The 14179-nt window shown below is 46.1% G+C and carries 14 protein-coding genes and 1 pseudogene; 1 reads left to right on the top strand and 14 read right to left on the bottom strand.

All coding sequences use genetic code 11. The features are described 5' to 3' along the window. Window positions 1-53 precede the first annotated feature (53 nt). The 9 genes and pseudogenes from ACRRS1_RS00465 to ACRRS1_RS00425 all read right to left on the bottom strand — a co-directional run bounded on the left by ACRRS1_RS00465 (window position 54) and on the right by ACRRS1_RS00425 (window position 8696). On the bottom strand, window positions 54-1451 hold the full coding sequence (locus ACRRS1_RS00465) for a sensor histidine kinase (protein WP_432455167.1): 1398 nt from the start codon (window positions 1449-1451) through the stop codon (window positions 54-56). Next, the gene (locus ACRRS1_RS00460; RefSeq protein WP_432464139.1) at window positions 1390-2070 is read right to left on the bottom strand and encodes a winged helix-turn-helix domain-containing protein; all 681 of its coding nucleotides are present in this window, start codon (window positions 2068-2070) and stop codon (window positions 1390-1392) included. Before ACRRS1_RS00460 ends, ACRRS1_RS00465 begins: the two co-directional genes overlap by 62 nt. Before the next feature lie 135 nt (window positions 2071-2205). After that, window positions 2206-2757 carry a PepSY domain-containing protein gene (locus tag ACRRS1_RS00455; RefSeq protein ID WP_432464138.1) on the bottom strand — a complete coding sequence of 184 codons (552 nt, stop codon included), beginning with the start codon at window positions 2755-2757 and terminating at the stop codon, window positions 2206-2208. A 251-nt stretch (window positions 2758-3008) separates the two neighbouring features. Further along, on the bottom strand, window positions 3009-3668 hold the full coding sequence (locus ACRRS1_RS00450) for a substrate-binding periplasmic protein (RefSeq protein WP_432455170.1): 660 nt from the start codon (window positions 3666-3668) through the stop codon (window positions 3009-3011). Between the two features lie 119 nt (window positions 3669-3787). Continuing rightward, a complete protein-coding gene (locus ACRRS1_RS00445) occupies window positions 3788-5389 on the bottom strand; it encodes a M48 family metalloprotease (protein ID WP_432464137.1) in 1602 nt (533 codons plus the stop codon). A 2-nt stretch (window positions 5390-5391) separates the two neighbouring features. Beyond that, window positions 5392-5793 (bottom strand): hypothetical protein, encoded by a 402-nt coding sequence (locus ACRRS1_RS00440; RefSeq protein ID WP_432455172.1) that lies wholly within the window; start codon window positions 5791-5793, stop codon window positions 5392-5394. Between the two features lie 32 nt (window positions 5794-5825). Next, window positions 5826-7475, bottom strand: coding sequence for a CHASE2 domain-containing protein (locus ACRRS1_RS00435; protein WP_432468611.1), 1650 nt, complete (start codon window positions 7473-7475; stop codon window positions 5826-5828). A gap of 262 nt (window positions 7476-7737) precedes the next feature. After that, window positions 7738-8184, bottom strand: a pseudogene (locus ACRRS1_RS00430) (PLP-dependent transferase); the annotation flags it as partial. A gap of 56 nt (window positions 8185-8240) precedes the next feature. Continuing rightward, window positions 8241-8696, bottom strand: a complete 456-nt coding sequence (locus tag ACRRS1_RS00425; RefSeq protein ID WP_432455174.1) for a MarR family winged helix-turn-helix transcriptional regulator — start codon at window positions 8694-8696, stop codon at window positions 8241-8243. Between the two features lie 111 nt (window positions 8697-8807). On the opposite strand from ACRRS1_RS00425, the gene ACRRS1_RS00420 reads away from it, so the two are divergent. Then, the gene (locus ACRRS1_RS00420) at window positions 8808-9230 is read left to right on the top strand and encodes an organic hydroperoxide resistance protein (protein WP_432455175.1); all 423 of its coding nucleotides are present in this window, start codon (window positions 8808-8810) and stop codon (window positions 9228-9230) included. 134 nt (window positions 9231-9364) lie between these two features. Here the strand turns inward: ACRRS1_RS00420 and ACRRS1_RS00415 are convergent, their stop codons facing one another. From ACRRS1_RS00415 to ACRRS1_RS00395, 5 genes are all read right to left on the bottom strand, one after another. Further along, complete coding sequence (locus ACRRS1_RS00415; RefSeq protein WP_432455176.1) at window positions 9365-9844, bottom strand: GNAT family N-acetyltransferase; 480 nt, start codon at window positions 9842-9844, stop codon at window positions 9365-9367. Between the two features lie 128 nt (window positions 9845-9972). After that, window positions 9973-10062 (bottom strand): DUF1294 domain-containing protein, encoded by a 90-nt coding sequence (locus tag ACRRS1_RS00410; protein ID WP_432468613.1) that lies wholly within the window; start codon window positions 10060-10062, stop codon window positions 9973-9975. A 154-nt stretch (window positions 10063-10216) separates the two neighbouring features. After that, window positions 10217-10861 carry an FMN-binding negative transcriptional regulator gene (locus ACRRS1_RS00405; protein ID WP_432468615.1) on the bottom strand — a complete coding sequence of 215 codons (645 nt, stop codon included), beginning with the start codon at window positions 10859-10861 and terminating at the stop codon, window positions 10217-10219. Between the two features lie 294 nt (window positions 10862-11155). After that, complete coding sequence (locus ACRRS1_RS00400) at window positions 11156-13099, bottom strand: methyl-accepting chemotaxis protein (protein ID WP_432468616.1); 1944 nt, start codon at window positions 13097-13099, stop codon at window positions 11156-11158. Further along, window positions 13096-14019, bottom strand: coding sequence for a hypothetical protein (locus ACRRS1_RS00395; RefSeq protein WP_432468618.1), 924 nt, complete (start codon window positions 14017-14019; stop codon window positions 13096-13098). The genes ACRRS1_RS00400 and ACRRS1_RS00395 overlap by 4 nt, the downstream gene beginning before the upstream one ends. Between the last annotated feature and the right edge of the window lie 160 nt (window positions 14020-14179).

Here is a 14179-nt window from a genome sequence, read left to right as displayed (position 1 = left end):
AAGTACTCAGGTAATGGCTGGACATTCCGCCATTACTTTTGCCAACAGGCGGCTTATACAAAAGCTTCATTTTGGCTAAAACTCACGCTGACTCTAAGTCCCGGTTGGTTATCGCTGAGTTTAATCTCACCACCATGCAAAGCAACAATCGCCCGAACTAAGGGCAGCCCCAAACCGTAACCGGGGCTATGACGGCTACTCTCCAAACGATATAAGCGTTGGAAGACCTTCTCGCTTTCCATCTCGGGAATACCAGGGCCATTGTCGCTGACGATAAAGCCATCACCGCTGAACTCAAAACTAATTTGGGTCTGTGGTCCGGCATACTTACTGGCGTTTTCCAATAAGTTATAGATCGCGCGAAACAATAAACTGGGATCCCCTTGCAAGGGCTTTGCCGCGCGAGCATTAAACAAACATAAATGCTGGTCTTGCTGTTGGCTTACCGGCAACAATAACTCGATGGCATCCTCCGCGATTTGAACTAAATCCACGGCACTAAACTGTGCCTGTTGCTGGTGTTGCTCCAAGCGAGTCAACTCTAACATGGCGCTAAAAGTGACTAATATGCCGTCTAATTCGGCTAACATGGCGGATACTTGCGTCGAACTCAGCCGCTGATGTTCCACATCAATGAGGCTTTGCTCTAAAGCCAATCGCAGTCGTCCTAAGGGGGTTCGTAAATCGTGAGCAATCGCATCGGTAACCCCTGCAATCGCCTGAAAAGAGTACTCTAGCTGAGCCAACATTTTGTTCATATGTTTCGCCAGATGGTCAAATTCATCGTGGTGGCGACTCAAGGGCACTCGCGCATCCAGCTGCCCTTGCTCTACGGCTAAAGCAACTTGATTGATCCGGTTAATTCGGCGTAATAACTGAGCCGAGAACCACCATCCGGTAAGCAGTCCCAAGGCCAGAGCCAAAGCTAAGGCAATCATACTGGCGTGAATGAAGCGCTCGCGCATCTCAACCAGCGCTTCATCGTCGGTGGCCACCAGCAAACGACCAGTGTTGAGCAACTCAACACAACCAGAAAATAAACGAATTTCGTTGTAGCTATACACCGGAAAACGGCTCAACGTCGGACAAGCACTGATTTGGGAAGGAATACTCTGTAAACGACCATAGCTGCGCTCAGGGCTAATAAAGACTAATACAAACTGTCCAGCTTGCTCCGCTTGCAGCTCAAACTGACGAATAAAATCTGCTGGCTGTAACTCTTTAGCCAATAAGGTTTGCTGCTGTAACAACTGACTAATTTGCTGGGCTTGGCTACGACTTAACTGCCCCACGCTCAACTGGTAAAGAACCCACAGTAAAATACCCACCACCAGCATCAATAAGCCGGTATAAATACCAGTTAGTCGCCAAATGGAGCTGGCTTTAAAATTATTTTGCCAGCATTCGGTAACCCACACCACGAACGGTTTCAAGCAGTGGTCGATGGCCATCCAGTTCTACCTTCTTTCTTAGACGTGCCACATGCACATCGATCACATTGGTTTGGGGGTCAAAATCATAATGCCACACGGCTTCAAATAATAGGGTTCGGGTCACCACTTGGCCTGCATGCTCCATTAAATAGTGTAACAACTTAAATTCTTTGGGTTGCAGTAAAATTTCCTGCTCACCACGCCACACCCGACGCGCCAGCAAGTCGATACTAAGATCCGCAACTTGAAGCCGATTGCTGGCGAACGCAGCTGGGCCTCGCGGACGCTTTAACAGAATGTCGATCCGCACTAATAGCTCGGCTAAGGCGAAAGGTTTCACTAAATAATCATCTCCCCCTTGACGCAAACCTTTGACCCGTTCATCAACACTATCTAAGGCACTTAAGATCAACACCGGTAGTGTTTTATTGGCATCACGTAAAGTGCTTAACAGGTTTAAACCATCCAGTTTAGGTAACATTCGATCCAGCACCAACAATTGATAGTCATGCTCTAAGGCTAAAAACAACCCCGCTTGACCATCACTGGCAACATCCACCAGATACCCCTGCTCACTGAGAGCGCGTTGTAAAAACTGTTGGGTGGTTCGATCATCTTCAACAACTAATATTCGCACCTAACTTACCTTTGATTGCTTGACCTCAGATGGGTCATGGGCGGCCTTACCCACCCCATAACTCATCCCCAATAAACCAATAAGCACTACCTGATCGAGGTAACGGCAACACTGATTCGTGATAATTCAAACCTGTTAGTGTTTCAATACCGGAATGGTTTCACCATTTAGTACATCCACAATCACTCGCTGCTTACCTTGCTCACCGAGTAACTTGAATTTGTAATAAGTGATGCCCTTTTCATTTTCTAATTCCAACTCTAGCACTTGCGCCTGAAACTTACTGCTAAGCATCGCCACCGTTTGGCTCAAAGAAAAATCTGCTTGGCTTAGCTGCTCCAGCGCTAAACGCTCATCCTCATCCAATTTACTGATACCTAACAGCGTCAACTTGCGGCTTTCATTTTTTAACATTTCGCCATCGCTCAAACTCAATTTAAGCTTGTGTTGCTGTCCTTGGTTTAGGTTCACGACTTCTATTTCATAAACGGCCTGACCATGATAGTCATCCAACTCAAGTTCGGTAATTTGTCCAGCGTAAGTATTGTGAACCTTTTCGATAGCCTGCTCTAAGCTAAAGTTGGCCCGCTTAATGGCTAAAGCAGATAACGCCTCGTCATCGGCCATCGCTGCGGTAGAACTGAATGCAAGCGCAGCCGCCAGACAGATTTTTGTTGATAATTTCATGGGGGATCTCATCACTTGTGGTCCTGTGTTATGTCACTGCACTCACTATAAGCGATCCCTCCTTACCGCAAGGTGGCGATCACATTACATTTTGTTCATGTTCCAATCCGTCACCACAAGCACCAAAAAAAAGCGCCATTATCAATGGCATTCACCCACGCATGCTCTGCATGAGATTGGTCAATTCTTATCTTCAGAAGTTTAGTTTGAACAAACCACCATCCATGCAACAGAGTCAAATTCGAATCTGCTTATTCAGATTGAATCGTGAGTTGCTGCAGAATGTGCGTGAGCTCTGAGGCAATAGCCTGATGCTTTTGATTCAAGTAATGATATAAATAAATCTGGTCGATCGGCGGAGTGACGGCTCTAGTCTGTTTATGCCAATACTTTTTAATCGCATACTCTCCGATCTGCTTCGGTAAAATAACCACATCTACGCGACCCCGCTCTAACATCGTAATCGCTTGATTGGCACTGGTAAAATACTCCACAGCAGGATGGTTTTTTAGCTGCTCATGAAAAGCCAAATGACCTCGCACCAAGCCTACGCGATAGGGGGTTAATTGCTGCCATTGACTCACATGAATGCTGTCATCGACAACAAATGCGGATACTACCAGCGTTTTGACCGGAACCGGAATTCGAATATAGTTGGTCAAGTAGTTTTCCACCAATTGACTACGGGCAAGTTCGGCATCAATATTGGGGTTGTCTCTAGCCTGTCGTAAGGCACGTTTTGCCGGCATTCCCAATAATTCAATTTTATAGCCCATGATCGCATATGCGGAAGAGACCATATCCAGCACCTCTGGTAGCGCATTGGCACCAGCTGCAGCAGAAATCCGCATGGTTGATCCCGCCATCAAGGGAAAGCAAATAAACAAAAACACAATCACCAAAGCTTTCATACAGTCCCTACGCTTTGCTTATTTAATTGATTAGTCATTTTTATTCTAGCCAACTTATACATTAAATCATCATTAAGTGTTTTTTTTCCACAGCTATATCAAACAGCTGGTTCGCAATACTAAAACAGTGTATTGATCCTTTCTAGCAGCGACTCTGTTGGCGTCGCTTGTTCGGGGATCACCACTGGGATTTTCGCAGCCGTGTTACAACGTAAACTCAAATCTTTACGACCGACGGCTCGACATTTATCTAACCACTGATTCAAAGCTTCAATATCGTTCTCTTGATAATACAAACTCACCCACTGTGGATACAAAATACTTTGCTCGGTCAATTGCGCTTGGGTCTGCCGTAAAATTTTTTCCGCTTGGCGATAACGCTCAGCCAACTGATAGGTCTTCACCGCATAGAGACTTGACTCCAAAGACAAATTTTTCCAATCCTTAATTAAATCGAGATTCTTTACCGCCTTGTTCAATTGACCCTGTTGTAAACGAATTTGAGAAAACACTATGCGAGGATAGCCATCGCTGCTGGTTGGTTTTGACACCGCCTTTCTAGCCGATTTTTCGGCACTCACTAGATCGCCCTGCTGCATCGCCTGAATGGCATTGCTTGCATGCCAATAATTGCGGGTAATTTGCACATCGGTACCAGACTTAACCTGCGCCTGGTAACGTTGTTGATGTAAAGGACGCAGCTTAATTGAACTCGCTTTATATTGGCGTTGGATGTACTTACTCAGATCCGCGCTACGTAACTGAGCGGAACGATGGCGTTGCGCAAAAATTTGTAAAGCCTGAGTCGCCGCTTCGTTACCGGCATAATAGATCAAGCGCTGTGACAAGGAATCATCTTGCGGAATTTTTGACTCAGATAAAATAGTCACCACTTTTTGATATTCTTGTTTCTTCTGCAGCAGTTGCTGTTGAGTGAAAGTCTGGCTACTTTCAAGTCGTTGCAACGCCACGTCGTAGGCTCGTGGGTTATAACCCGCTCTCACTAACAGGTCGATGGCCAATAAATCGGCTTCATCCTCATATTCTCGGCTCATACTGGAATTAATCACATCCCGGCTCAGGCGATTAATCGCTAAACTGGTTTTAAATATGTCCTTATAGGTATTTTGCGTGTGCTGGCTGTTCTTACTCTCCACTTTAATCTGTTGCTGATCGCGACTCACTTCAAGATCGCCAATGGCCATTCCTAAGTTTGCCAGCTGGGCCATTTCTTCAACCGTTTCATGCTGTCGCTTAAAATAGGCGTTGGTATTATTGTGTCCCAACAAAATATGCGAAAGCTCATGGGCAATCACAAAAGCAATCTCAGCTTCTGTCTCACAATCAGAGATCATCCCCATCGATAGCACGATCTGCTGGCGGGTGGCGTAAGCGCTGTAACTTCGCGAAAGTTCAATCGACAAATCAATCTCGGGTCGATGACCCGGCCAACTAGATAACAACTGATTTAAGATCCCATCAAAGTAGCGCAGCAACTGTTGATGACTGAGTCGATCTTGGCTGAGTATCACATCCTGAGCTAAATCATCGGGTTCACTGAGCGAACTTGCTTGAAGCGCTAAGCTAACGTCTTCACTGTCCAAAAATTCGCCCTCAAATTGGTCTACTTTATTGGTCGAGGCCAAATTCAACGACGGAAAATTCTGAGTGGCACAAGCGCTTAACAGCAGCGTAAAAGAGATGATTTTCAATATCTTCATGGCTAGCATCCCTCTCCAAATCCAGTCGATGCGTAGACCTTAGTCCCTTGGTCGTTAGAAAGACTTTGCGTAACACACGGTCCTAAAGATTTTGCCTTTTTGTCCGTTTCGACGCTGTCTTGAAAGATCCACACCTTTTCCCCCGATATATTTAACTCGACCATACCAGGGTCAACAATATGCTGTAACACGGTTAACGAGCTTGTTTGCAAATTGGGAAGCTCACTATGAGGGCTTTCTTTACAAGTAAACTCTCCCTGCGAGTCTCGATAACAAAGCTCTATCGGATCGTACTTAAAGCGCAACACTTTAGCGCCAACCAACGATAGCGCCTGCACTGGTGGTAGTAAAAGCAAACCCACGACGAGTAAGAGTAAGCTGAAATAAAGTCGTAATCTCATCATATTCTCCTTCCAATAAATGGCTTAGGCAGCCATTACTTTCCTTTCATCAAACGTGATACCAAGTCATGAAAGCCGATCAAGGCAAGCAGACTCAGCAAAAATACCGCCGCGTAATAGAACCAATGGGTCAACACCAAGCCAGTCAACCAAGCTAAACCGAGCAAAGCCAGCAAGATCAATTTGTTGTTTTTGATTAAGCTCCAGCAGCAAGTCAACTTCGCCATCCGCGACAATGGCGAATAGAACATATGGAGCAACTCGCACTTGAAAAGTGTCAATTGATTGGAGTAGAAAGCCATCAACTGAGCGAATAATTGGTGTAAAAACGTAGGGATAATGGTCAATAAAATTAGAATAAAGGCATACCAATTGACCGGCCCGTATTTCAAATACTGATATGCGGATAAGACGCAGAGAAAGGTCAACAAAATCGCCAGCAAGGCCATGATGAGTCCTTTCCAATGATGCTGATGCGGCTTAGCCACGGCGTTTAAAGCGCTATTCTCCAGATAGTGAAATCGATAATAGAGGGCCGCATATAAAAATATAGTCTGTAGTATTCCTTCAATAAGATCGCTCACATTAATCCCTAAGCCATCGATGGTTGCAGGCACATGCCAATAGTTCTCACCAAAATTAATCAGGTTATCGAGCGCAACGGCATGTAAGAAGACCCCAGCCAACGACCCATTCACTGGTGATTCCACCAGATCGGGAGAACCTTCGATCCCATAACCCACCAAAACCAAGCGCTGCTGCAGTCGCCTGAGTTTGGCAGCTTGATCATCTTGAAAAAACTTAGTAGCGGAAATCGTCAGCACTTGCGGGCAAGGGTAAGCTACTGATTTTTTAAGCGCCTCTCCAGATAATCCCGAATGAAACAACGCCAAAAAGTTATCTCGCAAGGATTGAAGGCGCCGATAGAGTCTAATCAAGGTCGATTGCTCAGCCTTTAAGGTCCGAGGCTGGCACTGGACACCTTCCGGTAAGTAGGCAAAATCGGACTGGTTTTCAGCCGCTTGATTACTCCATTGCACGATCATTGGCGCGGTAAACCGCCCGCTTTCCACCAAATCTTCATCGCTATAAGGACACACACTTGGCTCACTAAGGCACCAAATACGATATAAATCCATAGCAGCCGAGCGGTAAGCTTTGCCATCCAACTGAAAATTTAGCGGATAATAATGCTGATAATCGCTCCAACCAACGGCACTAAGCTGACTAGCGGCGGAAATGCTCTGGCGCAAGCCAGAATCTTTCTGGAAGTATTCCGAACGATCCATATGCGGAATACTCGCCATAAAAACCGGGAATTTTTGATTGCTCTTGCGTAACCGTTCGGTCCACAAACTTTGATAGTTTGAGCTTGGGTAATATTGAAGAATATCGAAAAAAACAGCTTTTGGCTGATAGTGTGCAATACGGATCAACAGCTGATTGAGCGAGCTATAATCAACCGGATATCGGCCAGCATAATGTCGAATAAAGGCTTCATCCAGCAACACCACGGCGAGCTGTGCTTGTGCCTCAAGCGGAAACAAGGGGGCATTAAAACCAATGATAAGATCTTCATTGTATTTTTCTGAAGCGCTCCGTAATCCAAAAGGATTCAGAAAAAAAACCAGCATCAATAACAGCGAAATCACGGCTGCCTTGAGCTGAACCATCCTATTATCCATCGATGCTTCCTTGCTTGCGAACTCCGAGCCTCACATCAGGTTCACGAAATCACGACTTTTCCCTAAGCGTGATATAACGACAACCCAGAAAATTTAACCAAATTGCAACCTAACGTTAACTATAAAACAATTATTGATAAATCCAAAAATGTAAGTTTTACCGCATGTATCTCTGGCTTGACACCCATCGACTGGCTCATTATTTGAGACACAAAAAAGCCAGCACAAAGCTGGCTCAATATGAATATGCAATCTGCCTTGCTTAACTTTTATCCAGGGCTTGGCTCACATCATCAATAATGTCATCGATGTTTTCTATCCCAACCGAAATCCGCACCAAATCGGCACTCCCCCCTGCCGCTGCCAACTCCTCATCATTCAGCTGACGGTGGGTTGTTGATGCGGGATGACAAGCTAAAGACTTTGCATCACCAATGTTCACTAAACGTAAAATCATCTGCAGCGCATCAATAAACTTTCCACCAGCATCTTTACCGCCCTTCAAGACAAAACTTAAAATACCCGAGGCTTTCCCCCCGACAATTTTATTGCAAAGTGCATAGTAAGGGCAGGTGGGCAAGGCCGCATAATTAACCCAAGCGACTTTAGGATGCTGTTTTAAGTAGAGGGCTAATTTCTCGGCATTCTCACAATGGCGTTCCATACGCAGGCCTAAGGTTTCTAAGCCCTGTAAGATTTGGAAGGCATTAAAAGCGTTTCAATCAAGCTTTCTCTTTCTCATACCGATTGCTTTATGCCGATATTTTATTTTAGCAATTGACTCAATAAGTGCTCACAGCCTTGCTTTAAAGCCTGCAACTCTTCTAAAGGCATGTCTACCTGACACAACATCGCTGTGGGAATGGCCAGCGCCTGTTCTCGCATCGCTTGTCCCGCTTCACTTAAGCTAATCACCCGCACTCGCTCATCTTGCTCGCTACGTGCGCGAACCACCAAACCTTTCGCTTCTAAACGTTTCAGTAGCGGCGTTAAGGTACCCGAATCCAGATGCACCTTTTCCCCCAGCTGTTTCACACTCACGCGACGCTGCTCCCACAACACCATCATCACAATGTATTGCAGGTAGGTAAGGTCCAATTTTTCTAATAAGGGGCGATAAGCTCGCCCCATCGCATTGGAAGCACTATAAAGGGCAAAACACAGCTGCTTATCTAAACTCAGGCTAAAGGATTGTAGTTTATCTTTAGAAGCGTCACTCATGGCTAAACTCGCTCGGAATTAAATTGTGCACAATATACTTGCATTCTAACCAGAACTCAATTAGAGTTGCTAACAACTTAATTGCGCACAACCTAAATAAAAGGATCCAGTATGTCTACTTTATACACTACCTCTGCCACTGCATTAGCCGGCCGTAACGGTCAAGTCACTACCGACGACAACAAACTCGATTTAGCCTTAAGCTATCCAAAAGAAATGGGTGGTAGTGGCGAAGCGACCAATCCAGAGCAACTGTTTGCAGCTGGTTATGCCGCTTGTTTCTCGAATGCAATTTTACATGTGGCGCGCGAAGGCAAAATCGCGATTAAATCAGCACCAACGACCGCGATTGTAGGGATCGGCCCCAATGAACAGGGTGGTTTTGTGCTCAGCGTAGCCTTAGCCGCTGAATTAGAATTAGAGCAAAGTGCCGCGGTCGAACTGGTTAAAACCGCTCACCAAATATGCCCTTACTCAAATGCAACCCGTGGTAACATCGATGTCAAACTAAGCGTCAACGGTCAAGCACTTTAAGCACCTCCATCGCCGATAAAAAGCCAAGCAAGAGCTTGGTTTTTTTTGGCTTGATAAACTCGCAATGGTAGGCGAACTCGGAGTTTAAAAACCAATACACGCCCTAAAGCGAGAGCTCACAGCTCGCCAAGCCTTTACCATCCTGATAAAGCGGTTAAGTCTTTACTCATACTGTAGTTTTCCAGCGTTTGACCGCGAATGTGCACCTGATTTTGTTTTAACAGCATAAAACCTTGTCCAACAAAAAATTGTTTTGCCCGCTTCGATGCATCCACCCAAAGGCGCTCCAGCCCTCGCTGTAAAGCTAGCGTTTCAATATGCTGATATAAAGCACTGGCCACCCCTTGCCCCTGAAACTGGGGATGCACATAACAACAATCGATATAGTCGCCATCAAGTTCAATAAAACCTAACAGCGTCTGCTCGTGCAAAGCCAAAAAACAACGTTCGGGCAATAAACGGCTTCGCCAAAGCGTCTCATCAAAGGGCTCCGGTGCCCATGCCTGTTTTTGTAGCGGGGAATAAACCTCATCATCAATGGCATGCACCGCCGCAGTAAATAGCTCGGCGACCAACAGAGCATAGGGCTCAGTATAATGACAGATTTTCAACATCGCCCTCCTCACATCAATCGCTTGGTCAACCAGTCTCGATAAACTGTCGTATAAGGGCTATACCAATCCCCCAGCAAAGCATCATGAATCACAATGCTCTGATAGTAAACCCGACGAAAACAGGCCTTCTACGTTTTATGGCGAAACCATTGCTGCGCGAACATCGCGCTCGGCCAGCCACCTAGCAGCGCCAGCCCATGCAGGTAAGGCTCTTTCACTCACCACGCCACGCCCCGCGTCGCTCAGCCGATTGATCAAATGCATAAACTGCCACCGACAACAGACTCATCAACAAATAAATGACCGCGAAAAGTAAAAGTTTATAGCGCTAAGCCGCATAGCAAGCCTAAACCCCGCCACATCGACTTTCTGTTAATTACTTTCAGACTGGATCCCTGACATTTGCCGAGCCAATACTTCTGCCATCGGGTGCTGGCGCTCAGCCAAGCCCCGCAGTACCCCAGCTTGATTCTGTGGACTTTGGTTTTGACTCATTTTACTTTTTGCTTGTACTTGCTCAACACTCACCTCAATCCCCAGTATCGCCTTATTCAATTGCTCAATGTAGGATTCTGGCGCATCGCGGAGCTGCCAAGGTTGCGGCTGTTGCGCCTCGTGTGTTTTAGTTAACTCGGCTAATAAGGCCAGTTTCCATTGGCTATCATCGATCCCGCGCAATTGGCCATTAATATGCACCACCTGATAATTCCAAGTCGGCACAACCCTAGGATCACTTTGCTTGGTAGGGTAATAATTAGGCGAAATATAGGATTGTTCCGCCTGAAATATCACCAGCACAGACAGAGGCTGAGCCAGTCTTTTAGCTAAAGGATTCCCCTTGGCAATGTGCCCACGTAAAACCCATTGTTCAGGCTGCACCTCATGCAATAATAGCGGAATATGTTCCGCCACCAAACCGGTTGAGCTTTGACTCACAATACAGGCTAAAGGGTAGTTACCGAGCAACTCAACAGTGCTCGACCAATCATCTTGGATGAAGGGCTTAGGAAGATACATTAGAACCTCTAAAGATACTCTGGAAACGGAAGCAAAGCCGTCCCTAGGAAAACTTAAGCTGGGCCGACGTCCATCATACAAAACAGCATCAACTTAACTATAAATTACTGAATATTATAAATTATGTTGCAAATTTTTAGCTAAGGCTAGTGATCAGTAGAAATCAGCAGGGAACGTAATATCCATCAAACACCTGCACAGCTGGCGCACTCAGCTAAGTTCCAGCGACGTGATTTAAGAGCTTGAATGCCACAAACACTGAAGCGACTCACTTAAGCCACTTCAGTGCCTTGGTCATACTTTGAAGTTCGCGATGCTCGCTTGGATCTGATGGCTAAGTTGTCCAACTTTTTCAGCTTGCAGAGCCGTATGCTCGGTCCCTTCTAAACTACGCTGCGCCCCTGATTCCATTCCTTGCATTTCATTGACCACCGTCTCAGAAGTATTCAATTGCGTATCACAGGCACCACTCACCTCGTCCAACAAGCCGGTAATATGGCTGGCTAACTCATGGGTTTGGGTCACCGAGCCTTGCATTTCTGACATCAATTCAAAACTACTACTGGCTTGAGAACGCCCTTCACGCATTTGTATTTCAGTTTTCTCCGCACCTTTCACTAAATCTGACATCATCTGCTCAATCTGCTCCGTTGAGCCACGAGTTTGCATTGCAAGATTGCGAACCTCATCGGCCACCACCGCAAAACCGCGGCCATGCTCGCCTGCACGCGCCGATTCAATCGCCGCATTCAGCGCCAAGAGATTGGTTTGTTCGGCGATACTGTTGATCACTTCTAATATTTTACTGGCATCTTTACTATTTTTAGCCAGTTCACGCATATCTTCCGAAGCGCCATCCACTTGAGCCACTAACTGCTTAATTTCGCTAGTTGCCGATTGAGTTAATTGACTGCCCTGCTCCGAGGCCTGATTAATGGAGACTGCCGAACTATCAGCATTACGCACCAAATCGGCCACTTCGCTAAAACCTTGCGACAGCTGGCCAATATGACCACTAACCTCTGATACCACCCGCTGCTGCTCACCCATTTGAGTTTTTGACTGTTGCGCTAAAGTATTAAGTTGCCCCGCAGCCCCATTCAGCTCGGCAACATGCTGATTAATATTAGTGACGGTGGTTTGTAACAGTGCAATAAACTGATTAAAGGCCGAGGCCAACTGAGCAAGCTCGTCGCGCCCTTTTACCACTAAACGCTGCGTTAAATCCCCATCGCCTTGGGCAATCGCTTGCATCGCCTGCACCATCGCCACCACGGGCTGGCGAATTAAACGAGTAATAATCAAGCCCATCACCAAAGCAATCACCACAATCGACAAACCAAAGGCCATGTTAGTCCATGCTGTTTGCTGTAGCTGCTCACTAATCGCTGAACTCGATTGACTCACCATTTGCCACTGTTGTTGCAGGGTATTACTGGCCGCCGCGACCACTTGCTCTGCCGCAGGGTTAAGTAAGTCATCCTTCAAGAGTTGCTGCTGCTCAACCAGATCAAATAAACGATCAGCCGAGTCAGCGAACAACTGGACCTGCTGTTCTACCAACTGGATCCACTGTTGATGACGCTCTCGATTTAAGCCCTTGATCAAATCGAGTAAGGTGTTTTGTGCGCCAAATAGCTCTAAATAAAAACGGTCTTTACTGCGACTATCTTGTCGGTTGAGATGGCTCATTAAGGCAATCGAGGCGGCCTGTATATGATTCGCCAAATTAACCGTGAGCGAGGGCAGCATGCCTGAACTGGTGATATCTAAGGTGGCATGAATATCCGAGAGCTTAGCCAAAGTTTGTGGGACTACATCACGTAATACACGGCTTTCTAACTGACTAATTTCAGCCAATAATGGTACTAATCCCTCAACAAAGTGTTGGTCGAGTAGTTCGCTATTAGCGGTAATTTGCGCGGCATCGCTAAACCCGCGCAGGTGCGGGCTCTGTTCCAATTGCTTAGCTTGTTCGGCCAGTTGTTGATACTGCTCAAGTAGCGCAGGCGCTTCGGTTTCACTAAAGTGCGACTGCAACACTAAACGTTGCAGCGCATTGACCGATAAATCTCCAGCTAAACGAGCGCTCGGTTCAACCTCCTGAGAGAAAGCCTTGGTTTTCTGTTGCACCCCTGTCAGCGAATGATTACTACTCCATATCATCAAGACCATGAGTAATACGATACCAACCGGAATAAGCGCGATTTTTTGACTCAAACTTAATCGATTAATCATAGGGCTGGCGCTCCCAGCATGCTTAGTAAGCCATCACGTAGTTGAATAAAAGCAGCATAACTTTGGTTCGCATCACTCAGCAACAGAGGATCCATCACTTGGCTATCCTGCTCAATTTTAAGAATGGTTTTACCGCGATGTAATTCGGCGCGGATCAGAATGCTGGTATCACGAACCGCCTCAATACTCGATTCGCCAACGGGTAAACGATCGGGCTTACTTGGTTCAATATCCAATTGGCGAAATAAACGCTCAATCAGATACAAGCTCTGATAAGCCAAAATATTCACATCGGTCATTTGACGGTCATGGTACTGACCAAGTGAACCGAGTTGCAAAGGAAGGTTTTTCGCTTCACTAATCAGCTGCAAGTCGCCGCGGATCAACGCCAGATCTGCGCTCATCGCAGAGACCGTTTGCGGCTCAATCAAACCCTCAAACAATTGTTCTATCACCACTAGCTGCTGATAAACATCATTTTCAGTCATTCCTAGTGGACGCTCCAATTCGGGGCCCTCTGGTAGCGCTAAGTGCTTAGCGACCGCGGCCAACTGTTGCTCAACCTGATCTAAATAAGGCAGCACATTACGGGGGCGCATCACACTATATGCAACCGCTAAAGACGACGTGACTGGCAAAGACATTTTTTGCTGTAAGGCCGCAGCTAAACGACCAATTTGCTGGGTTTTAAAAACCAAGTGTGAAGCCAACTTATCGGCGACAATTTGTGGTTCGGGCTCTAAGGTAGGTAACTGTTGCTGGGCACGGATAGCCTGAACTTGCAGGGCTATCTGCTGTACTTTTTGATACAGATGATTGTTATTTACAATCGCCGCCAGGCTACTCGAACTGAACAGTAGAATACCGCTAATAAACACCAAGCGTCGAATAATTAAGTAAAAACGTATTTGCAGAGTCACGATATATTCTCTTCCTTAAGTTCGGTTCTCACGCCTATTTTATAATGTTATTTACTTAACTATAGACATATCATCTAAGGATTGGCGTGTTCCATTCACAATTGCAAGCAAGATGCACACCTAGATGTTCACTCAACGGAAATCTACTCGCTCAGTATTA

The organism is Agarivorans sp. Z349TD_8 (genome assembly GCF_050870825.2).
Lineage (GTDB): Bacteria > Pseudomonadota > Gammaproteobacteria > Enterobacterales > Celerinatantimonadaceae > Agarivorans.
This window is presented reverse-complemented; position numbering and strand designations above follow the sequence as displayed.